Below are 21550 nucleotides of genomic sequence, written 5' to 3'. Positions count from 1 at the left end.
GGTTCTCCCGCTTCCCTTCACACCTCGATCTGGGAGCCCATGATGACGGTGCGGTCGCGGGGGAGGCCGAAGTACTCGGCGGCGTCGGCGGTGATGTGGGAGGTGGCGATGAACAGGCGCTTGCGCCACGGGGCCATGGTGGGGGCCTTTCCGCGCTGGAGCTCGATCTTCGACAGGAAGTAGGACGCCTCGTCGAGTTGCAGCCGTCCTTCGGTGTCGGAGGGGTCGAGCAGAGCCAGGGCCGCGGGCACGTCCGGGGTCTCCATGTAGCCGAAGCGGGCGGTCACATGGATGATGCCGTCCTCGACGTAGCCGAGGTTGTCCACGGTGACCCGCTGCCCGTCCGGGACGCGGGGCACGGTCTCGGTCTCGATGGAGAGGATCACCACCTACTCGTGGCGCACGTGGTTGTGCTCGACATTGGCCCGCATGGCCAGCGGCGTGGTCCGGGTGTCCCGGTTCAGGAACACCGCGGTGCCCGGTACCCGGGCCGCGTGGATCTCCCGGAAGTGCAGCTGGTCGACGAACTGCCGCAGCGGGCCCTCGTGCTGCTCCCGCTCCGCGGTGACGATCTGCCGTCCGCGCTGCCAGGTGGTCATGACGGTGAACGCGGTGAAACCGATGAGCAGCGGCAGCCATGCGCCGTGCACCAGCTTGGTCACGTTGGCCGCCACGAACAGCAGGTCCACCGTGAGCAGCAGGGTCGCGCCGACGGCGATCAGCCAGACCGGGGTGTGCCAGCGGGAGCGGGCGATGTAGAAGAACAGCAGGGTGGTGATGGTGATGGTGCCGGTGACGGCCATGCCGAAGGCGAAGGCCAGCGCGGCGGAGCTGCGGAAGGCGAAGACCAGGGTGAGCACGGAGACCATCAGCAGCCAGTTGATCCAGGGCACGTAGATCTGGCCCACGGTGGACTCGGAGGTGTGGTCGATGCGGAGCCTGGGGAGGTAGCCGAGCTGGGCGGCCTGGGAGGCGACCGAGTAGGCGCCGGTGATCACCGCCTGGGAGGCGATCACCGTGGCCGCGGTGGCGAGGATCACCAGCGGCAGCCGGCCCCAGCCCGGGGCGAGCAGGAAGAACGGACTGCTGATGTTGCGCGGGTCGGCGAGGATCAGGGCGCCCTGGCCGAGGTAGCTCAGCACGCAGGCCGGGAAGACCAGGAAGAGCCAGGCGCGGGTGATGGACCTGCGGCCGAAGTGGCCCATGTCGGCGTAGAGCGCCTCGGCCCCGGTGACCGCGAGCACGACCGCGGCCAGCGCGAAGAACGCGGTGCCGAAGTGGCCGACCAGGAAACCCAGGGCGTAGCTGGGCCACAGCGCCCGCAGGATCTGCGGGTGGTCGACGATCCCGCTCACGCCGCAGGCGCCGATGACGGTGAACCAGGCGATCATCACCGGCCCGAACATCCGGCCCACCGCCCCCGAGCCGCGCCGCTGCACCAGGAAGAGCACCACGATGATGGCCGCGGTGCCGGGCACGACGACGTCCTCCAGTGACGGTTGGACGACCTTGAGCCCCTCCATCGCGGACAGCACCGAGATCGCCGGAGTGATCATGCTGTCGCCGAAGAAGAGCGACGCGCCGAAGATGCCCAGCGCCGCGAGGACGGCGGTGGTCCGCCGCCCCCGGGAGGACGCGGACCGTCGCAGCAGCGTGATCAGCGCCATGATCCCGCCCTCGCCGTCGTTGTCGGCTCGCATCGCCAGCAGGACGTAGGTGACCAGGACGATGATCACCACCGACCAGAACACCAGCGAGACCACCCCGTAGACGTTTTCGGCGGAGACCGGCACGGGGTGCGGGTCATTGGGATCGAAAACGGTCTGCAGGGTGTAGATAGGACTGGTCCCGATGTCGCCGAAGACCACCCCGAGGGCGCCGATCATCAGCGCCAGACCCGCCGTTCCGTGCCGGCGATCGGTCATGGGGCTCCTCCGTTGGGGTGTGCTCAGGTGTTCTCAGGCTGACCAGGTACTGCGGACGATACCGATCATCCCGGGGGATGGTCCGCAGCAGCACGCCGACCTGTTCGAGTCGTTCGAGTCGTTCGAACCGGCGGTACTCAAATGCAGTTGCGCGATGCCGCGGTCCGTCGCTGTACTCGGGGGCATGACGACGCTCATGGAATCCGCGGCGGCGGCGTTCGCCGAGGACGGCTTCACCGTCATCCCCGGCGTCCTGTCAGAGCCGGAACTGGCGCGCTGGCGCGCCGTGGTCCGCACCGCCGTCAGCGAGGATCCCCCCTCGGAAGGACACAGCGGCCCGTACTTCCTGTGGCCGCGGTTCCCGTCGACGGGTCATCCGCTGCACGAGCTCTACGCCGCCAGCCGGGTCCCTGACCTGGTCCGGGAGTTGCTGCGGCCCGGGCTCACGCCGAAGCGGCCCGCGTTCGGGCAGATCGCGCTCACCCTGCCGCCCCATCCGCACAGCCCCGGCGGCCCGCACATCGACGGGCTGACCCCCACCGAACCCGACGGCCGCCCCGGCACTTTCACCGTCCTGGCCGGGGTGCTGCTCACCGACCAGCGGGACCAGGACCGCGGGAACCTGTGGGTATGGCCCGGCACCCATCTCCGTACCGGGGCCTGGCTCCGCGAACACGGCGCCGACGCGCTGTCCAGCGCCGTCCCCTACCCGCCGGTCGAACTCGGCCGTCCGGTCCAGGTGACCGCCCCGGCAGGCAGCCTGCTGCTCGCGCACTACCTGCTGGCGCACAACATCGGCGGCCACTTCGGCGCGGCCGAGGACGAGCGCCGCGAGACGGTCTACTTCCGGCTGCAGGCCGCCGGCCATCGCGACCGCTGGCGCCAGGCGGTGACCGACCCGCTCGGCGAGTTCGCCCCCGTGGGGGAGTCGGCCCGCAGCTGGTACCGGGGCGACTGCCATGTGCACTCGGTGCACTCCGACGGTGAACTGACGCCTGATCAACTGATCGCCGGAGCCCGGGCGGCAGGTCTCGACTTCCTCGCGACCACCGAGCACAACACCGCCGACGCGCACGCTGTCTGGGGGAAGCACGCCGGCTCCGACCCGCTGGTGATCCTGGGGGAGGAGGTCACCACCCGGACCGGCCACTGGCTCGCCCTGGGACTCCCGCCGGGGCTCGTGGTCGACTGGCGGTACGGAGTCCGGGACGACGCGGTCGACCGGCACCTGGACGAGGTGCACCGCGTCGGCGGACTGTGCGTGGCGGCCCACCCGCACGCGCCCTACGACTCGGGCACGTTCATGTACCCGTTCCAGGGCTTCGACGCGGTCGAGGTGTGGAACGGGCCGTGGACGTCGGACGTCCCCTGGCAGGCGGACAACGAGGCGGCCCTGGCCGAGTGGGGCCGCAGCCTGGCCGCCGACATCCACCAGGGGCGGTGGCGGCCGGCGGTGGGCAACAGCGACACCCATCTGGAGGGCCAGATCGGCATTCCGCACACCGTCGTGCTGGCGGAGGAACTGAGCAGCGAAGCCGTCCTGGCCGGCATCGGCGCGGGCCGGAGCTGGATCGCCGCCTCGGCCGCGGTCGAGCTCTCGTTCACGGCATCGGCCGGCGGTCGGAGCGCGGGCATCGGCGACCGGTTGGACACCGGCGACGAGCCGGCCGTGGTGCGTGCGGAGGTCCAGGGGGTGCCCTCCGGCGCCGTCAGCTTCCACACCGAGAAGGGACGAGCGCACCAGGCGTCGCTGGCCGAGTCGGGTGCGGGCACCGTCGAGTGGCGGACCAGCGAGGAGGAGTCGGCCTTCGTCCGCGTCGAGGTCCGGTACGCCGACGGCCGGATGGCGGCCCTCAGCAACCCGATCATCCTGGGCTGAGCGCGGGGCGCACCGCGATGGCGCACCCGTACGACGGGAGACGGGAGCTCAGGCACCCGGCTGCGGCTGGTTCGGGGGGCGGAGGCCGGCGATCGCTCGGGGGAAGTAGGACGCCAGGGGTTCGCCACTGCCGTGCAGCCGCTGGATGAAGGCGCGGGCGCCGTCCACGGCCGCGCGGGCGGTGTGGCGGGTGGCGCCGTGGAGCTGCCCCTGGTCCGTGTAGTGGACCTGGTACGCCACCTCCCTTCCTAACACGACCACATCGGGCAGCGGCAGCGTGACACCGAGGGCTGCGAGTCGGTCGGTGGTGAGCACGGACACGCCTTCGCCGTACCGGTCCTTGGCCTGGAGCAGGTGCATCTCCCACTGCAGGTACGGCGTCACCGGCTCCTCGACGACCCGGACCCGGTGATGACGGAAGCCGCTCGCGGAGATCCGGTCGAAGTACGCCTCCAACTCCGGCTGCTGCTCATCGAGCAGACGGAGGGCGGCGGTCCAGTCCCCCCGGCAGAAGGCCTCCCAGCTCGCGGATCCGGTTTCCTGGTAGACCTGACGGCATTCGAGTTTCCAGAACCCCGCACTGCCGATGCGCCAGAATGCCTCGTCGAATTCAGCAAAGTACGTGGGAATGTCCAACTTCATCCCCTGGCTCTGCTCGAACATTTCCCGCATACCGAGGGCCGCCCTCCGGTGAGGATTCGTCTGTTTCCTTTTTAGTGGGGGAGTTGACATTGTGTCGACGGTGACGATGATTGACAAGGACAGGTCAATAGTGTGAACGAAGCATCCGTCGGGCGAGCACGGTCCTGGCCGTTGACGACAGAGGGAGAAATGCACATGGAACGTTCGGTCAAGGCCGCAAGCGCGTTGGCAGCGGCGGCGGCCATCCTGTCGGCAGGAGCGACCTCGGCCTCCGCCGCAACGGCCTCGCCCCGCGTGTTCTGCCCGTCCGGGATGGCCAAGGCATCGCTCGTCAAGATCAGCGATGAGGCGCTGGTCACCGGCGCTGCAGCGTGCAGTGGGGACTCCAACAGCTGAGAAGGACTCCGGCTCCGACCGGGGATGCGGCAGAACGGGGAGAGGGACAGGAGTTCTCGCAGTGGATGAGACGGATCTGCTCCAGTGGCGGCCACGGCTCCGAGCCGGCCTGGTGGTCGAGCGGGAGGGGTCGGAACTCCTGTTCATCTCCACATCCGACCGTCGTGTCAAACGGTTCGCGGCCACCCAGAGCGTGCTCCGCATGATTCCGCTGCTCGACGGCGAACACACGGTGGCGAACCTGGTTGAATCCCTGTGCGGCGAATCGGTGGAACTGGCCGGGGAGGTCTGCGGCGCGCTGCTCACGCTCCGCGAGGAGCGACTGCTGAGCAAGACGGCAGTCCCCGGCGGGGAGAGGCGAAGTCACGAACTGGCAGATGCTCAGATTGCCCGCTACGACCGTCAGATAAGGCTCTTCCAGGAGTTCTGCGATGCGGAACTGGTCGACTACGACGAGGGATTGGCCGCGCAGGAAAGGCTCGCAGCAGCGACCGTACTCGTCTGCGGGGTCGGCGGGCTGGGGAGCGTCGTGGCCTCGTCGCTGGCCGCGGCGGGCGTGGGCACGCTCATCCTCTGCGACGACGACGTCATCGAGGAGAGCAACCTCAACCGTCAGTTGATGTACTCGCAAGAGGACCTGGGGAAGAGCAAGGCGGACGTCCTGGCGGGACGCCTGGCCGGCGTCAATCCGCAGGCCCGCCTGCTGCCCGAGCGGCGCCGGATCGAGCAGGCATCCGACCTCGCCGACCTGGTGAAGAGGTCCGACCTGGTGATCGGCTGCGCCGATCAGCCCAGTGTGACCGTCATGGCCGAGATCACGACCGAGGCCTGCTGGCCGGACACCCCGCACATCATCGGGGGCAGCTACTCCTACCACGTAGGGATCCTGGGCCTGCTGGTCGTCCCGGGCGTGACGGCCTGTTGGCACTGCCTGCTGGCGACCGTCGCCGCAGACCACGGTCGCGATCGAACCGAGCCGTTCCTTCGCAAGAGCCGGTACGGCGGAGTCCTCGGCGCGCAGTCGGGGGTGATCGGGAACCTCATGGCCTGGGAGGCCATCCGCTTCGTCATCGGAATGGGCACAGCACTGAGCGACCGGTGGGTCGAACTCAACTACGGCCCGGTCTCGTTCAGCGAACGGACGATCCGGCGCCGTCCGGACTGCGTCCGGTGCGGCCGGGACTGACGAAAGATCGGTCTAGACCATTGACTTCTTGACCGGTGCAGGCCAACCCTGGGACGCGTATCACCGAAGGTGCGACGCACCCGCGTGTCACGGACTCCCGGCCGCAGCCCCATGGAAGGCGATGCCTCATGTCCCGAGCTGCCTGTCTGAGACCCCGTCATGGAACCGTTCGACGGATGCCGCGCCCTCTCGCGCTCGGGCTGACCGGCCTGCTGCTGATCGTCGCCGCGCTCCTGGGGGCGACGCATCCCGCCCAGGCGGTGTCGGCACCTGTGGATGTGTATCCGGTCGCGTCGATCTACCCGGCCTCGACGGACTACACGCTCACCGTGAACGGGACATCCGTACCCGTCACCAAGTACACCGGCTATGACATCGCGCAGTTCGCCCTGGGTACGGGCACCGCCACCATGGCGGTCACCAAGGTCAACAAGACGAACATCGGCTCGTACAGCATCAGTCCGGAGAAGCTGAACATCGCCGGGTCGGTCAGCGGCCCGACCCTGACCTTCACGGTGCAGAACAACGGGTATCTGATCGTCAAGGTCGACGGTCGTCCCAACCTGGTCATCGCGGCCGACCCGGTCGAGACCAATCGTCCGGCGTCCTCCGGAACCGGGATCTTCAACGTCCAGAGCGCGCCCTACTCGGCCCTGCCGAACACCGGCGCCTACACCACCACCGGCTTCCAGACCGCCCTGAACGACGCCGCCGCATGGGGAAGCGCCAACGGCAGGCAGGGCACGGTGTACGTGCCGGCCGGCGTCTACACCCTCGGCAATCTCTACCTGCGCAGCAACCTCGCGTTCTACCTGGCGCCGGGCGCGGTGCTCCGCTACACCGGGGAACGCGACCACTACGTGGTGAACGGACACAAGGACTCACAGTCCCGGGACCTCACCTGGTTCATCTCCACCCGGTACTCGTCGACGAACATCTCCGTCTACGGCCGGGGGATCATCGACGGGAACGGCCAGGCCGCGCTCGCGCCCGGGAACCTCGGCGTCAACCTCCTGGTCCCGGTCTACACCAGCGGGTTCTCGGTCGACGGCATCACCTTCCGCGAATCCAGCAGTTGGGCGGTCTTCCCGCTGCGCTCCTCGGAGATGACGTTCCGTAACATCAAGATCTTCAACAGGTTCGACATGGGTGAGAACGACGGCATCGACGTCACCGAGTCCACGGCCGTCACCGTCACCCACGCGATCGGCATCGGCCTCGACGATCCGTTCAGCACCAAGACCTGGGACGACGCCACCGACATCGACGACACCGTCCCCGGCGATGCTCGCCCGCTCGGGAACGTCACCTTCGACGACCTGGTCTCCTGGACCTACTGCTACGGCGTGAAGGTGGGCCAGGGCGTCGACCAGCCGCAGGACCACGTGACCTTCGAGCACGTCGTCGTCTACGACGCCGCGGTCGGCATCGGCATCCACCACAAGTACGGAACCGCGAGCGCGACCGACATCCGGTTCGACGACATCGACATCGAGCGGCTCAGCTACACCAATGACGGCAACCGCACCTGGCTGGCCATGATGACCGGCACCAGCGGTGTCGGACCCGTCACGGGGGTCACCGTCTCCAATGTGAAGGTCCGCAACGCCGGTACCACCGCCGCCCGGATCAACGGCCAGCCCGGCGCCCCCATCACCGGGGTCACCCTGAGCAACATCGTGATGCCCGGCAGCACCACTGCGGCAACCACCCTCAACCAGATGAATCTCACCGACGTCTCGGACAACGGACCCGTCACCGTCACGCCGTAGTCACGCTGTCCCATGCGCCCTGCTATACCGCCGGGACCGGCTCGTCGGTGTAAGTGTGTCCAGTGGGCGCCGTCCAGTTGACGCATCCACTGCGGTCGTCGTAGCGGATCTGCCACCCCGCGCGGTGCTTGGTCAGGTGGTGCCGACGGCACAGCGGGATCAGGTTCTCCGGCACGGTCGGACCCCCGGCCGGCGGGTTGCGGTGATCGAAGGGCCGGACGTGGTCAAGATCGCAACGGCGTGAGGAGCGGGCGCAGCCGGGGAACCGGCAGTGCGGGTCACGGGCCACGACATGCCGGGTGACTTCGGCGGTCGGCCGATACGACGTGGGATCGGTCTTGACGACCCGTCCGGTGGACGGATCGGTGAGCAGCCGCCGCCAGATGCTGCCCGGACGTGAGGCCAGGGCGCGGGCCTGGGCGGGGGTGATCGGGCCGTGGCCGTGCAGGTCGGCGGGGGCGTCGTCGGCGCCGATCAGGGTGTCATAGGGGACGGTGACGATCACGGTGGGGGTGCTGGTGGAACTTGTCCCCGTTCCGGAGACAAGTTCCACCAGTGCGTCCGCGCAACGTTGGGGCAGAGTGCGCCCGTCCTCGGGCAGGGCGTGGGCGGTGACGGCGGCGTCGACCAGCGCGGCATTCCCGGCCGTCAGCAGGGCGCCGTACCAGGCCATGCCGTCAGGATGTGCCTGCACTGTGGTGCGCCGGTCCTCGGCCGCGCGGGCGTGGCGTTCCTCGGCCCCGGCCGGGTCGAACTTGAGAACCGCGCGGGCGATGGCCTTTCGGGCGGCACCCACGGTCTGCTCGGGCAGCTTGGGCAGCACGGCCTCCTCGACCCGTGCGGCGGTCGTGTCCTCCAGCACCGTGGTGTGCTCCAGGAGCGCCTTGAGGTGCATGATCTGCACCTGACCGGCAGCCAGCAGATCCAGCGCGGCGGGGAAGCGCCGGGACAGCACCTGAGCCTCAGTCAGTCGGCCTCCGGCCGACGGCGGGGAGATCCGCAGGGCACACGCCACCTGCTCCTGCGTCTCCAGGAAGTCGCCCAACTCATCCGGCCGCCCGGGAATGCAGGCCAACGGCTGCTCCTTCAGTCCCGCCAGCATCCGGATCTGCACGGCTTCCAGCCAGCACCGCGCCCGCTGCACCGCCACCAGCGCGTCGATCCGCCCAGCGGCCGACAGCTCATCCGGAACCAACTCGGCGACCAATGCCACACTCGCTGCCCCCGGCACCACCCGCGCAGCCTGCGCCGCCAGCACGTCCGACCCCATGAAAACCACCCCCTCCAGGTCCTCCCTACACCCTCGATTCTACTCCGTCACATCGCCCACATAGGCATCTGACCTGCACGAATAGTTGCACACGGCCTGTCGCGCGCCCCCATCGGTCACCCGGTGGGCGGCCCCGGACCTGTCCCCAAAACCGAGACAAGTCCGTCCCCGGCCACGCCGTTGCCGCAGCGTCCCAACCGCCCGTCGCGGATGCACGCTACGGCGCGCCGTCCGCCGTCCCCTGCAGAAGCGTTGCAAGGACGACGGCCGGGTCGGGGTCCGGGGGGCCGCTGGGCCACCAGGTGTTGTGGTCCCTGGTGTAGGGGTACCACAGGCCGTCCTGGCCGAGGCGTAGTTGGGCGTTGCTGCCAGCTGCGGTTCCCGCGGACTCTACGGTCCAGCGGTTGCGCCAGGTGCGCAACCGGGGCGGGGTGCCGTCGGCCCAGTCGGCGAGCAGAGCCTGGCGGTCGCGTTCCAGGCGGCCGGGTGGTGGGGTCCACGGGGTTTCGAGTACGTCCAGGGAGACCGGGCCGCCATGGCGCCAGGCGCGGATGGCGGCGGCGAGTTCGGTCGGGGTACGTCCGCAGGTGGAGCTGATCCGGGCGAAGACCTTCAGGGTGGGGTGGGCGGCGGCGAGGCGGACGGCGTCCTGCCAGGGGGTGAGCGGGGTCGGCGGGGGCGTCCCGGCGTGCTGTGCGCTGAGGGCTGCGATGAGCAACTGGTGGGCGCGCAGGGCGGCGTCGGCGGCGAGGAGCTCCAGGGCGGCCGGGTCCACGCCGGGTTCCGGAACCGCGGAGCCGACCAGGACGGGCCCTCGGGCAGCCCGTGCAGGTGGGGCCTGCGGGGCGGGGAGGGCCGGCAGGCCGGCGCGGGCGGCGAAGGCGGCCTTGGCCAGGTCGGCGGCCTGGGGCGGTGGAGCGATCGGGGTGGCCCCAGCGGCCCCGGTGCTGCTGTTGGCGACGGCCTCGGCAGCCGCGCGTGCGGTGTTGCGGCGGCTCAGCTCGTCCATCAGCTCCCGCTCGCCGCGACCGCGGAGCAGCAGGAGGACGAAGGGGTCGCGGTCGAGCAGCCGGGCCAGTTGGTAGCACAGGGCGGCGGCGTGTTTGCAGGGGAAGCCCCAGTCGGGGCAGCTGCAAGCGGGGTCGAGGTCGCCGGGGCCCGGCAGCAGCGGCACGCCGGCCGCCTCAGCGTCCTCGGCGAGAGTCGCTGGCATGTCGCCGTCCAGCAGGGCGGCGATGTTGGCGGCCCGGTCGGCGATCATGTCGAGTAGTCGGTCCCACTGACGGCCAGTCAACTGCTCGACGGTGACCGAGGAACGATAAGGGGTGCGGCGGCTGCCCTGGACGTGGGCGGCGGCGGACCCTGGGCCGACGGTGACCGCGCCGACGGCGCCGCTGCGCGCGTAGGTGCGGCCGCGCTGCAGGCGGCCGTAGTCGAGCGAGGAGGCCTCCAGGGCGCGCACCCACTCACGGCCCCACCAGGACTCCGCGAACGGCGCGCGGCTGTTGCGAGTGGGCGGCAGCGCCTCGAAGGTGCGGGCGATCTCCGCCCGGTTGCGGGGTTGACCGGTCATCACCTCATCGCCCGGTCTTCCGAAGGGCGACCAGTTCGGCGAGTTCGCTGTTGCTCAGTTCGCTGAAAGCGGCCTCGCCAGCGGTCAGCACCGAGTCTGCGAGCTCCCGCTTCTGCCTCAGCATCGCGGCGATGCGGTCCTCCACGGTGCCCTCGGCGATCATGCGGTGCACCTGGACCGGCTGGGTCTGGCCGATCCGGTAGGCGCGGTCGGTGGCCTGGTCCTCCACGGCGGGGTTCCACCAGCGGTCGTAGTGGATGACATGCCCGGCCCGGGTCAGGTTCAGGCCGGTTCCGGCGGCCTTGAGGGACAGCAGGAACACCTTGCGCTCGCCGGCCTGGAAGGCGTCGACCATCTCCTGGCGGCGTTTGACCGGGGTGGCGCCGTGCAGGAACAGGGTCTCCGTGCCGCGGTCGGCCAGATGACGCTCGATCAGCCGGCCCATGGCCACGTACTGGGTGAACACCAGGGCGGACCCCTGCTCCGCCAGGATCGAGTCCAGGAGCTCGTCCAGCAGTTCCAACTTGCCGGAGCGGCCCGGGAGTTTCGCGTTCGCAGGCTCCTTGAGGAATTGAGCCGGGTGGTTGCAGACCTGTTTGAGTCCGGTGAGCAGCTTCATCACCAGTCCGCGCCGGGCGATGCCCTGCTTCTCCTCGATCTCGGCCATGAGTTCGCGGACCAGCGACTCGTAGAGCGAGACCTGCTCCTTGGTCAGGGACACCGGCTGGTCGGTCTCGGTCTTGGGCGGCAGTTCGGGGGCGATGCCGGGGTCGGACTTGCGTCTGCGCAGCAGGAAGGGTCGGACCAGCGCGGCCAGCCGGGCGGCGGCCTGTTCGTCCCGGTCGCCCTCGACGGCCCTGGCGTAGCGGTTGCGGAAGGAGGTGAGGGTGCCGAGCAGGCCGGGGGTGGTCCAGTCGAGCAGTGACCACAGTTCGGTCAGGTTGTTCTCGACCGGGGTGCCGGTGAGCGCGATCCGGCCCTGGGAGGGGATGGTGCGCAGGGTCTGGGCGGTGAGCGCGTGCGGGTTCTTGACGTGCTGGGCCTCGTCGGCGACCAGCAGACCCCAGGGCTGCTCGGCCAGCCGGCCGGTGTCGCGGCGCATGGTCCCGTACGTGGTGAGTACGAATCCGCCGGCGGCTCCCCGGCCCAGGCCGTCCAAGTCCCGTCCTGGGCCGTGGAAACGGCGGACCGGGGCCGTGGGGGCGAAGCGTTCGATCTCACGTTCCCAGTTGCCGAGCAGTGAGGCGGGGCAGACCACCAGGGTCGGGCCTGCGGTGGCCCGGTGCTCCTGGCGGCGCAGGTGCAGTGCGATCAGGGTGATGGTCTTGCCCAGGCCCATGTCGTCGGCCAGGCAGCCGCCGAGGCCCAGCGAGACCATCCGGTCCAGCCAGTTCACCCCGCGCAGCTGGTAGTCGCGCAGGGTCGCGGTCAGGGCCTGGGGAGCCCGGGCGGATTTCCCGGTCGGCCCTGCGGCCTCGGGGTCGGAGATCAGCGAGCGCAGTCCCTCCAGGGCCCCGCTCGCGCTGACTGCCACCTGCTGCCCGTCCACGTCGATGCTGCCGGTGAGGGCGGCGCCGAGGGCGTCGATCGCGTTCAGCTTCGGGGCTCCGGCCTGCCTGGCACGTCGCAGTCGGCGGACGAGTTCGGGGTCCACGACCACCCACTGGTCGCGCAGCCGCACGATCGGGCGGTGCGTGGCGACCAGCCGTTCGAGCTCCTCCTCGGTCAGTTGCCGACCGCCCAGCGCCACCCGCCAGCGGAAGTCCATCAACGCGCCGGAGGACAGGAAGGTCTCGGCTGCGGACTGGGTTCCCCTGCGGCGTGCCGGTTCCAGGATGCCGTCCGCGGTCAGTTCGCGCACCAGCTCCTTGGGCCAGTGCACGGCGACCCCTGCGGCTGCGAGGCCGTCGGCGGCCTCGCCCAGCAGTTCCTCGGCCTCCCCGTCGGACAGGTCGAGCCCGGTCGGGGCGGCCGACTCCAGCAGCCGTCCGGCCGGGGTCCAGGCGCGGGCGGCTCGGCGCAGGGTCAGCAGGGTGTCGACCCTGGCCCGCGCGCCGAAGAGTTCGGGGGAGGCGGCCCGTCCCGACCACAGGTCGGCGGCGTCGGTGAGCACGGTGGGGTCGGCCAGGCTCCGCAGCTGGACCACGGCCCGCAGAGCGTCGTCGTGGCCCAGTTCCAGACGTAGTGACACCGCCAGGCCGGCGTCCCGGCCCGCGGCGACCTCGGCCGCCCAGACCCGCTGCTCGGGTACAGGTTGCGGTTCGCCGACCGCGAAGGCTGGCCCCTCGGAGATCTGGGCTGCTGCCGGTGGGCGGGTGAGTGAGTCGGCCATGGCGTCCAGGAAGGCGCGCAGCAGAGACGCCGCGGCGGGGAGCGCGAGCGGCGTCAGGCCGGGCACCGGGACGGCCCTGGCCTCCGGCGGCATCGCTGCGGCCAAGGCGCCCAGACGCTCATGTTCCTCAATGTCCAAGGGTCCCGCGCGCCAGGCGTCGAAGCCGTCGGGCGACACCCCGGGCAGGATCCGGCCGCGGGCCAGCAGACTCAGCCCGAACAGCGCCGCAGCACCCCAGAACGCTGTGCCCGGGGAGGCACCCGGCGCTCGGCAGCGGGTCAGCAGCGGCAGTGCCTGATCGACCGTCAGCAGTGCCGCGGTCACCGTGGTCCGGCGTACGGACGAGCCGTGAGGGCGTACCACGGTCAGCTCCGCGGACCCGCCGCCCAGGTCGGGCGGGTCGCCTCCGGGCGTCCAGAACGCCACCCGTCCGGCCCTGGGCGGATCTGCGGGGAGGAACACCGCTTCTCCGCCTGCCAGTGCGGGCAACAGTGAAAGCAGCCGGCTCCGGTCGACGGCCGGCTGCGGCTGGATACTGGCCACTGGGTCCACCTTGGTGCTCGCGCGCGTCGTGCTCTCGGGCCCAAGCCTATCGGCGGGCTCCGCGCACACAGCGGCCTGCGGCCGGCGCCTCGGGGCGGGGGTCGCAGGTCGTGGCGGCAGGGGCGGGGGTGTTACTTCCCGGTGCCGCGTCGGGCGCCGAGCATCATCATCCCGGAGACGGCGAGTCCCAGGGCGCAGGCGATCGCGCCGATCAGCACGTTGTTCCAGATCATGCCCCGGGTCGGGCTGTGGCCGACGGTGACCACCCAGGGCGAGATGATCATCCACACGCCGAGCGCCGTGCAGGTCCAGCCGAGCCGGAAGATCCGCTCACCCATCGTGGCGAGCCCCAGTCCGAACACGGCCAGGGCGATGCCGATGATCAGGTTGTTCGCCGACAGTTCGGCGTTGCTGCCGTGGAAGTGCACCACCCACGGCGATATGGCGGCGTACAACCCCGTCAGCAGCATCAGTCCGTCGACGGCGACGGCCCTGGTGCCCTCCAACACCTGCGCGTACCGCTCCCGCATCTCCGCGGCGTCCGGATGGCCGGTGATGTCGGGGGCGCGATGCCCAAGGTCAGACATGCGACTCACTTCCTCCCAAAAAACTTGAAGAGGAAATAATTATTGCTCTCTTTATATGGTTTTAACCCTGTCTGTCCTGATCTGTGCAGCGGAGATGCCGCGATCAGCTGATCGGATGCCAGTGCGGGTCCAGCGGTTCGTCCGCCAGGGGGCGGCGGGTGAAGCGCAGGCTGCGCCGGTCGCAGGCGCCGAACCGCTGCACATTGCGCCGGGCCTCGACCAGCGGCAGGCGGTTGGCACCCAGGGCGGTGGCGGGGTGGCGCAGTTGGGTCGGGTCGTCCTCCCAGAAGCACAGCGGGCAGATCTCGTAGGAGCCGCTGGGTTCGTCGTGCACCAGGTGCCCGCAGCAGGGGCAGGCGTGCCGGTCGGCGATGGCGGTGGTGTGCACGGTGTCCCAGCTGCCCGGGTGGCCGAAGTACCAGGCCGGCAGCGTCTCGACCTGGTCGCGCCATTCCGGCGGGATGCCCTCGGTGCCGACCCGGGCGGCGACGACGCCGCCGACGATCGCGCAGGTGGTGTCGACGTCCCCGCCGACCGATGCGCAGGCCCACAGCGCGGCCTGATAGTTGGTCAGGTGCCGGGCCGCGCACCACAGCGTGAACGGGACCGTGTCCACGGCGCTGACCTGCCGCCCGTTGCCCAGCCGGTGGGCGGCGAGCTCGGCGTGGGGCTGGTCCAGCAGGGCGCGGGCCTCGATGGCGGCCTCGCGGACCCGGCTGGGCGGCGTGTGCTGCAGGACGGTGTCCAGCAGCTGCGTGCCGGTGAGCGGCTCGGTCCGGGCATGGGCGGCCCGGGCGGCCGCAACGGCCACCGCGACCGCGCCGGCGCCGGCCTCGGGGTGGGTGTGGGTCACCTCTGCCGACAGCGCCGCCTGCCGGGCCGCCCGAGCCGGCTCGTCCGGGTAGCGGGCACCGAGCGGGGCCACCCGCATCGCGGCGCCGTTGCCCCAGGAGCCCTGGCCGTCGAACAGCCCGGTGGCCAGGGTGCGCCAGTCGCTGCCCTCCTGCCGGATCAGCCGCAGCGTGCGGTTCATCGCCGCGCCGTAACCCCGGTCGAAGTCATGGTGCTCGGCGAACGAGCGGGCCAGGCCGTCCTGGTCGACCGTGCGGTGCTCCAGGACGGCGCGGTGGACGGAGCAGGCCATCTCGGTGTCGTCGGTCCAGGGCCACTCGCCGGGCGGCAGCCGGTGCTCGCGCAGGGCCGGCAGGTTCTCGGGGACGAAGAACTGGGCGCCGAAGGCGTCACCGACGGCCAGGCCGTTCAGGGCGTCGCGGGAGGTGGCGACGGAGTCGGCCGGAAGGGCCTCGGGGAGAGCCGGAAGGGGAGGCGGAAGGGAAGGAGGAGGTGGGGTCATTGGCTGACATCCTGCCAACTCCGAGCCGGACCTCGCCACACGGTTGATCGGGTCCGGCGACCAGGGATCGGCGATCAGGGATCAGCGGTCAGCGGTCGGGCAGTCCGGGAGCCTTGAACAAGGACGGGAGCACGGCCGGCAGGTCGAGCGCGACGCCGGACTGCAGGATCGCGGCCGTCCGGACCGCGTCGATGGCGATGGCCGCCGAGTTCGGACTGTCCTCGACTTCCAGCCGGACCTCCATCGAGAATGGCATCCCCAGGTAACCGTTCCCTTCGATCCTGATGTAGCCGACCTTTCTGTCCTTGAGCTGCGCGATGTGGTCGCTGGGCCCGAGATCCATGGCTGTTTCCGGAGAGACGAGTTCGCGCAGCGCGGTTGCTTTCGTCACCCGCTTGGCTGCGGAGCGACCGGTGTCCCGGAGGTTGAGGAAATCGGTGTTGCCGCCAATGTTCAGCTGGTAGGTGGAGTTCACCGTGACGCCCTGCGTTTTCAAGGCGCTGAGCAGCGCCTGGTGCACGGTGGTCGACCCGATATGGCTCTTCATGTCGTCGCCCAGCAGCGTGGTCCCCCGGTTCTGGAATCGCTCCCGCCATTTCGGCGACCGTCCCAGCAGTGCGGGTGTGCAATTGACCAGCGAACAGCCCGCCGCGAGTGCGGCCTCGGCGTACAGTTCGGCTGCCTCCTGGGCGCCGGTGGGCAGGAAGACCACGAGCACGTCGACGGCGGAGTTCCTGAGTTCGGCCGCGACGTCCGCCGCCGTCGCCCGATGGGCGAGGTCGTGGACCTGGACGACGCCGGAGAGCGGGCCCCGGACGCCGTCCGCGAGCGGGCCGGCGGTGACCACGGGCAGCTGGTCGGGGATGTCGACATAGTGCGTGGTGCAGTTCGGTTCGACGAAGACCGCCTTTTCCAGTGGTATTCCTACCTTTCTGGCATCGACATCGAACGCGGCGGTTATCCGGAGGTCGCGCACCGGTACGGAATCGAGGCCGGGAACGAGGTCGGTGTGCACGATCGTGCCGCTGCTGACCCCGTACAGTGCCTGGACCAGGGCGGAACTGCAGTTTCCGATACCCGCCACAGCTATGTTGGGCATATGCCTGTGCCTTCCGTGCGGTAATCCTGATACTTCATCAGTAGATCGGAGTCCCGGTGCCGGCACAAGGCTTGGTTCGAACTGTCATTTATGTTCTGTTGTTCTGCCTTGTCCGGCTATGTTCGGCCGGGGTCGATGCATCGGACGGCGGCTATATTGACAGCGTGTGGAGCCTGCGGTTCGCTTGCGTCGACTGAGAATGCAATTCCAGGGAAGGCGAAATCCGTGCCGCAGATTCGCTTATCGGTCGCCGTGATGGCACATCCGAGCCGCGGGCCGGCTGCCCGTCGGCTCCAGGCAGATCTCGCCGCACTGGCACCCGAGGTGGTGTTCGACCCGGAGCCGGACGGACCGCCGAGCGCGCTGCGCACGGCCCGCCGGGCCTGGAGTGCGGTCGCCCCGGGCGCCACCCACCACCTCGTGCTGCAGGACGACGTGGTCCCCTGCACCGGATTCGCCGCCCGGATCGCGCAGGCGGCGCAGGCGAGGCCCGACGACGGGCTGGCGTTCTTCACCGAGTGGGGGTCCCGCACCGCGCACATGGTCCGGATCGCGGCGCTCACCGGTGCCTCCTGGGCACGCGCCGTGGACGAGTACGTCCCCGCGCCCGCGCTGATGCTGCCCGCCTCCGTCGCCCGCGGCTTCGACGAGTACGCCCGGCTGAAGGCGGACCGGACCACCCCCGACGACGTGGCCCTCGACGACTACCTGCGCGAACTCGGCGTCGGCTGCTACGTCTCGGTGCCGAACCTGGCCGACCACCTCGAAGCGCCCAGCCTGACCGGCAACGACCACATGGGAGCGCGCCGCTGCGTCTGCCTGCCGGCCGACGGCGACCCGCCCGCCGACTGGACCGGACCCGCGGTCGAGGCGCTGCCGATGGTGCCGCAGTTCTCCTGGTGGGAGGGGCTCTCCTGCATCCGGGTGCGCGACGGCGACCGGTACCGCAAGGAGTGGACCGCGCCGATCCTGGCCGAACGCGGGCTCACCGCGGCCGAACTGCGGGCGACCTGCGCGGCTGCCGTGCCGGCTGCGGTGCGCGAGATCGTCAGCGAGCTGCTGATCACGCAGTGGTGGCTCACCGCGTGTGCGCTGGGCATGGTCGCGGCCGACCTCGGGCTGTCCGCCGACCGCATCCCGGCCGCGGCCCGCCGGCCGGTCGCGGCCCGGGCCCTGGCGACGATGTTCCCCGGCGGGGTGCGGCGGTTCCTGCCGGTCGGCCAGTTCGAGCGGGCCGGTGAGCTGATGGTGGAGCCGCTGATCACGGCGCTGTGCCTGGGAGCGCGCTACGGCGGGAACCGGTCGTGACCGTCCGGTCCGGCGGTGCGGGAAGGTCCCGGCATGCCGGCGATTGAGGTGCGCGGGGTGAGCAAGCGCTTCCGCTCGCGCGGGCCGCTGTTCCGCAGGCGCACGGAGGGGCCACGGGAGACGGTGGCCCTGGACCGGGTGGACCTGGAGATCGGGACCGGCGAGTTCGTCGGGCTGCTCGGCCAGAACGGCGCCGGGAAGTCGACGCTGATCCGGGTGATGACGGGGTTGATGGTGCCGGACGCGGGGGAGGTGCGGGTGCTGGGCCTCGACCCGAACCGGGACCAGGTGCGGAACGCCCGCAACATCGGGGTGACCTTCGGCCAGCGCACCCAGCTGTGGTGGGACCTGCGGGCCCGCGACTCGTTCGAGATCCTGCGCGACATGTACGGCCTGCCGGCGGCGACCTACACCCGGCGGATGCGCGAACTCGACGACTTCCTGGGCCTGTCCGCCTTCTGGGACACCCAGGCGCGCCACCTCTCGCTGGGCCAGCGGGTGCGCTGCGACCTGGCCGCGGCGGTGCTGCACCGGCCGGTGCTGCTGTTCCTGGACGAGCCGACGATCGGCCTGGACATCCTGGTGAAGGACCAGGTCCGGGCGATGCTCGCGGACCTCGCCGGCACCGGTGACCACGCGATCGTGCTGACCACCCACGACGTGGCCGACGTCGAGGCCCTCTGTCCCCGGATCGTCCTGATCGACCGCGGCCGGACCCTCTTCGACGGCACCCTCGCCGACCTGACCGGGATCGGCGGTGGCCGGCGCACCGTGGTGGTCGAACTGGCCGGCGGCCGTGCCGCCCCGGAGGTCCGGATGCCGGGCGTCCGACTGCTGGAACTGGACGGTGCCCGGGCCACCTACGCGCTGGAGCCGGGAGTGAGCCAGGCGCGATTCGCGGCCCGAGTGCTCGCCGCCGACGAGGTCAGGGCGATCGACTTCGAGGGCGTCCGGCTGGAGGACGTACTGCGCTCGATCTACGCGGGCGACCACCGCGCGCTGAACGCGCAGCGACCGGCCGCGAGTCCGGCCGCGAGTCCCGCCGCGCGTCCGTCCGCACCCACCCCGCCGTGACCGCCCGCGCCTACCGGGTGGCCCGGATCGCGCCGCTGGCCGAACGCATGCGCGGCGCGCGGATGGCGACCACCGGTTTCGTCGTGGCCACCCAGGTCCTGCTCTACTCCCAGCTGTGGCGGGCGCTGTACGCGCACACCGCCACCGTGGCCGGACTCGACGTCCGGCAGGCGGTCACGTACTCCACGCTGGCCACCCTCGCCACCACCGCCCGCGCGATGCGCGGTGCCACCGGAGAGTCCGTCAAGACCCGGATCCTGGACGGCTCGATCGCCTACTGGTTCCTCCGCCCGGTGAGCGCACGCCGGTACCGCGCCTGGTACGGCGTGGGCGAGGCGCTGTACTCGTCGGCCTGGGTGCTCGGCGGGCTCGCGCTCGGGCTGGGCCTGGGGCTGGTCCAGCCGCCCGCCTCGGTGGCGGTGGCCGCGGTGTCGGCGGTCAGCTTCACGCTCGGGCTGGTGGTGCTCTACTACCTGACCGTTCTGATCGACGTGATCGCCTTCTGGACCGTCTCCACCGACGGGGTCACCCGGTTCTACGAGTTCGTGCAGGCACTGCTCTCCGGAGCGTTGGTGCCGCTGTGGTTCCTGCCCGGCTGGCTGGCCGGGCTGACCATGCGGTTGCCGTTCGCGGCCGGGGTGTCGACGCCGATCTCGCTGTACGCCGGACGGATCCCGCCGGCTGACGCGGTGTCGGCACTGGCCTGGCAGGCCGGCTGGTGCGCGGTGCTCGCGGTGGTCGCGGCGGTCGGCTGGCACCGTGCCGGACGCCGTCTGGTGGTGCTGGGCGGATGAGGGAGACCGCTGCACGGCTGCGCCGCGCCGCCCGGATCGCCCGGGTGACCGGTCGGGCCGGACTGCGCGAACGCCTCGCCAACAAGGGGGACTTCGTGCTGGCGATCGTCAACGGGGTCACCTACCAGATCACCGTGCTGCTGTTCGCGACGGTGGTGTTCACCCGGTTCCCGCCGCTGGCGGGCTGGACGGTCGCGCAGGTGCTGCTGGTGAGCAGCGTGCGGCTGCTCGCGCACTCCGTGTTCGTGCTCGGGTTCACCAATGTCAGGGAGATCCCGTACCTGATCCGGCAGGGGCGGTTCGACAGCTTCCTGGTACGGCCGGCGCCGGTGTTCCTCCAGGTGTGCACCAGCAGGTTCCCGCTGAACGCGGTGGGGGACCTGACGGTGGCGGCGACCTCGCTCGGGGTCTGCCTGTCCATGCTGCGGCTGCACTGGACCCTCGCCCGGATCGGATCCCTGGTCCTGGCGGTGGCCGGCGGAGCGGCCCTGGAGCTGGCGCTCGCGCTCTGCGTGGCGGGCCTGGTGCTGCGCCGGGCCGGCACCGAGGCGCTGTTCTCCTGGCTGGACACGGTGATCGGGGCCTTCGGCAACTACCCGCTGAACGTGTTCCCCGCGGTGCTGCGGGCGGCGTTCACCTTCGGGCTGCCGGTGGCCTTCGTGGCCTTCTACCCGGTCGCCGCGGTGCTGGGAAAAGCTGCCTCGGTCCCCTACGGACCGGCCCTGACCCTGGCGGCGCCACTGGTCGCGACCGCCTGGCTGGCCCTCGGCGGCTGGGCCTGGCGCACAGGCCTGCGGATGTACACGCGCCGGGGGTGGTAGTCACGGGTGCGCTAGGGTCCTCGGACCGGTCGTGGAGGCGGTCTTCGCGGCTGGACCGGGAGGGGTGATGGTGTGTCGGTGACGTCCTTCGACGCGTTCGAGAGGCTGATCTGGGCGGGCCGGGCGGAGGCGTTCGCCGGGAGTTTCGCCCAGCTGTGCGCCCATCCGGTGCCGCGCCTGCTGGACGCTGCCGGGGTTCGGGAAGGCGTCCGGGTGCTGGATGTCGGGACCGGCACCGGCACGGTCGCCGCGGCGGCCTGCGACCGCGGGGCGACGGTGACGGCGGTCGACGCGGAGCCCAGCATGGTGGAGCTGGCGGCCAAGGCGGCCCCTGCCGCAGAGGTCCGGCTCGCGGTGCTGCCGGTGCTGCCCTTCGAGGACGGCACGTTCGACGCGGTGGTCGGGAACTTCGTGCTCAACCATGTGGGCCACCCCGGGGAGACCCTGGCCGAGCTGCGGCGGGTGGTCCGGCCGGGCGGGCGGCTGGCGCTGACGATCTGGACGAACCCCGGGGCACCCGGTCAGACGCTGCTGGGTCGGGCGGTGGAGGCGGCCGGTGTGCAGCGGCCTGCCCACCTGCCCGTGCTCGCTGCCGAGGACGACTTCCCGCGCAGCCCGCAGGGGCTGGTCGACCTGGTCCACTCCGCCGGGTTCGCGGAGGCGGAGGGCGAGACCCTGCGCTGGGACCACCGGGCCGAACCCGAGGTGTGGTGGAGCGGCCCGGCGTCCGGTGTCGCCTTCCTCGGCCAGATCGTGACGAGCCAGCCCGAGGAGGTCCGCGCGGAGATCAAGCGTCAGTTCGACGTGCTCTGCACGGAGTTCGCCGGACCCGACGGCCGCCTCGTGCTGCCCCACCAGGCGGTGCTGGTCGGCGCGCGCCGGTGAGTCGCAGCGCGGTTCCGGCGCCGTAGAAGGGCGATGTCCGGGCCGGCCCGTGGGGGCCGGTCCGGACATCGGGGGTCAGGCTTTGGTGGTGCTCTGCTGACGCTGGGTCA

18 protein-coding genes are annotated in these 21550 nt (G+C 70.9%); 9 read left to right on the top strand and 9 right to left on the bottom strand.

The features are described from left to right. Window positions 1–17 precede the first annotated feature (17 nt). Together ABUW04_RS15765 and ABUW04_RS15760 are read right to left on the bottom strand one after the other, a co-directional pair. Window positions 18–386: a KUP/HAK/KT family potassium transporter gene (locus ABUW04_RS15765; RefSeq protein WP_380565282.1), complete on the bottom strand. Its 369-nt coding sequence runs from the start codon at window positions 384–386 to the stop codon at window positions 18–20. A 3-nt stretch (window positions 387–389) separates the two neighbouring features. Then, window positions 390–1925 (bottom strand): potassium transporter Kup, encoded by a 1536-nt coding sequence (locus ABUW04_RS15760; protein WP_380565280.1) that lies wholly within the window; start codon window positions 1923–1925, stop codon window positions 390–392. Between the two features lie 184 nt (window positions 1926–2109). Here ABUW04_RS15760 and ABUW04_RS15755 point away from each other — a divergent pair, with 184 nt between their 5' ends. Then, window positions 2110–3804 (top strand): CehA/McbA family metallohydrolase, encoded by a 1695-nt coding sequence (locus ABUW04_RS15755; RefSeq protein WP_380565278.1) that lies wholly within the window; start codon window positions 2110–2112, stop codon window positions 3802–3804. Window positions 3805–3852: 48 nt separating this feature from the next. Here ABUW04_RS15755 and ABUW04_RS15750 read toward each other — a convergent pair whose 3' ends face one another. Further along, entirely contained in the window at window positions 3853–4440 is a 588-nt protein-coding gene (locus ABUW04_RS15750; protein ID WP_380565276.1) for a DUF6879 family protein, read from the bottom strand. 201 nt (window positions 4441–4641) lie between these two features. On the opposite strand from ABUW04_RS15750, the gene ABUW04_RS15745 reads away from it, so the two are divergent. The 3 genes from ABUW04_RS15745 to ABUW04_RS15735 all read left to right on the top strand — a co-directional run bounded on the left by ABUW04_RS15745 (window position 4642) and on the right by ABUW04_RS15735 (window position 7800). Further along, complete coding sequence (locus ABUW04_RS15745) at window positions 4642–4842, top strand: hypothetical protein (RefSeq protein ID WP_380565274.1); 201 nt, start codon at window positions 4642–4644, stop codon at window positions 4840–4842. 61 nt (window positions 4843–4903) lie between these two features. Then, window positions 4904–6028: a HesA/MoeB/ThiF family protein gene (locus ABUW04_RS15740; RefSeq protein ID WP_380565272.1), complete on the top strand. Its 1125-nt coding sequence runs from the start codon at window positions 4904–4906 to the stop codon at window positions 6026–6028. Between the two features lie 176 nt (window positions 6029–6204). Further along, entirely contained in the window at window positions 6205–7800 is a 1596-nt protein-coding gene (locus ABUW04_RS15735) for a glycosyl hydrolase family 28 protein (RefSeq protein ID WP_380565270.1), read from the top strand. 22 nt (window positions 7801–7822) lie between these two features. Here ABUW04_RS15735 and ABUW04_RS15730 read toward each other — a convergent pair whose 3' ends face one another. From ABUW04_RS15730 to ABUW04_RS15705, 6 genes are all read right to left on the bottom strand, one after another. Continuing rightward, window positions 7823–9070, bottom strand: coding sequence for an HNH endonuclease signature motif containing protein (locus ABUW04_RS15730; protein WP_380565268.1), 1248 nt, complete (start codon window positions 9068–9070; stop codon window positions 7823–7825). 217 nt (window positions 9071–9287) lie between these two features. After that, window positions 9288–10643, bottom strand: coding sequence for an SWIM zinc finger family protein (locus tag ABUW04_RS15725; protein WP_380565266.1), 1356 nt, complete (start codon window positions 10641–10643; stop codon window positions 9288–9290). Between the two features lie 4 nt (window positions 10644–10647). Beyond that, window positions 10648–13437, bottom strand: a complete 2790-nt coding sequence (locus ABUW04_RS15720) for a DEAD/DEAH box helicase (protein ID WP_380565264.1) — start codon at window positions 13435–13437, stop codon at window positions 10648–10650. A gap of 212 nt (window positions 13438–13649) precedes the next feature. Further along, the gene (locus ABUW04_RS15715) at window positions 13650–14105 is read right to left on the bottom strand and encodes an SPW repeat protein (RefSeq protein WP_380565262.1); all 456 of its coding nucleotides are present in this window, start codon (window positions 14103–14105) and stop codon (window positions 13650–13652) included. Window positions 14106–14208: 103 nt separating this feature from the next. Continuing rightward, window positions 14209–15459 carry an ADP-ribosylglycohydrolase family protein gene (locus ABUW04_RS15710; protein ID WP_380565261.1) on the bottom strand — a complete coding sequence of 417 codons (1251 nt, stop codon included), beginning with the start codon at window positions 15457–15459 and terminating at the stop codon, window positions 14209–14211. 88 nt (window positions 15460–15547) lie between these two features. Next, entirely contained in the window at window positions 15548–16474 is a 927-nt protein-coding gene (locus ABUW04_RS15705) for an inositol-3-phosphate synthase (RefSeq protein WP_380565259.1), read from the bottom strand. A 339-nt stretch (window positions 16475–16813) separates the two neighbouring features. Here ABUW04_RS15705 and ABUW04_RS15700 point away from each other — a divergent pair, with 339 nt between their 5' ends. From ABUW04_RS15700 to ABUW04_RS15680, 5 genes are all read left to right on the top strand, one after another. Then, window positions 16814–17866, top strand: a complete 1053-nt coding sequence (locus ABUW04_RS15700) for a hypothetical protein (RefSeq protein WP_380565257.1) — start codon at window positions 16814–16816, stop codon at window positions 17864–17866. Window positions 17867–17899: 33 nt separating this feature from the next. Next, complete coding sequence (locus tag ABUW04_RS15695; protein WP_380565255.1) at window positions 17900–18940, top strand: ABC transporter ATP-binding protein; 1041 nt, start codon at window positions 17900–17902, stop codon at window positions 18938–18940. Then, window positions 18937–19734 carry an ABC transporter permease gene (locus ABUW04_RS15690; protein WP_380565253.1) on the top strand — a complete coding sequence of 266 codons (798 nt, stop codon included), beginning with the start codon at window positions 18937–18939 and terminating at the stop codon, window positions 19732–19734. The genes ABUW04_RS15695 and ABUW04_RS15690 overlap by 4 nt, the downstream gene beginning before the upstream one ends. Continuing rightward, a complete protein-coding gene (locus tag ABUW04_RS15685; RefSeq protein ID WP_380565251.1) occupies window positions 19731–20555 on the top strand; it encodes an ABC transporter permease in 825 nt (274 codons plus the stop codon). Before ABUW04_RS15690 ends, ABUW04_RS15685 begins: the two co-directional genes overlap by 4 nt. A gap of 78 nt (window positions 20556–20633) precedes the next feature. Further along, window positions 20634–21440 carry a class I SAM-dependent methyltransferase gene (locus ABUW04_RS15680; RefSeq protein ID WP_380565249.1) on the top strand — a complete coding sequence of 269 codons (807 nt, stop codon included), beginning with the start codon at window positions 20634–20636 and terminating at the stop codon, window positions 21438–21440. Window positions 21441–21550 lie beyond the last annotated feature (110 nt).

This window comes from Streptacidiphilus jeojiensis (genome assembly GCF_042510965.1).
GTDB lineage: Bacteria > Actinomycetota > Actinomycetes > Streptomycetales > Streptomycetaceae > Streptacidiphilus > Streptacidiphilus jeojiensis.
Note: the sequence above shows the minus strand (reverse complement) of the source record. Positions and strands in the feature narration are given on the sequence as shown.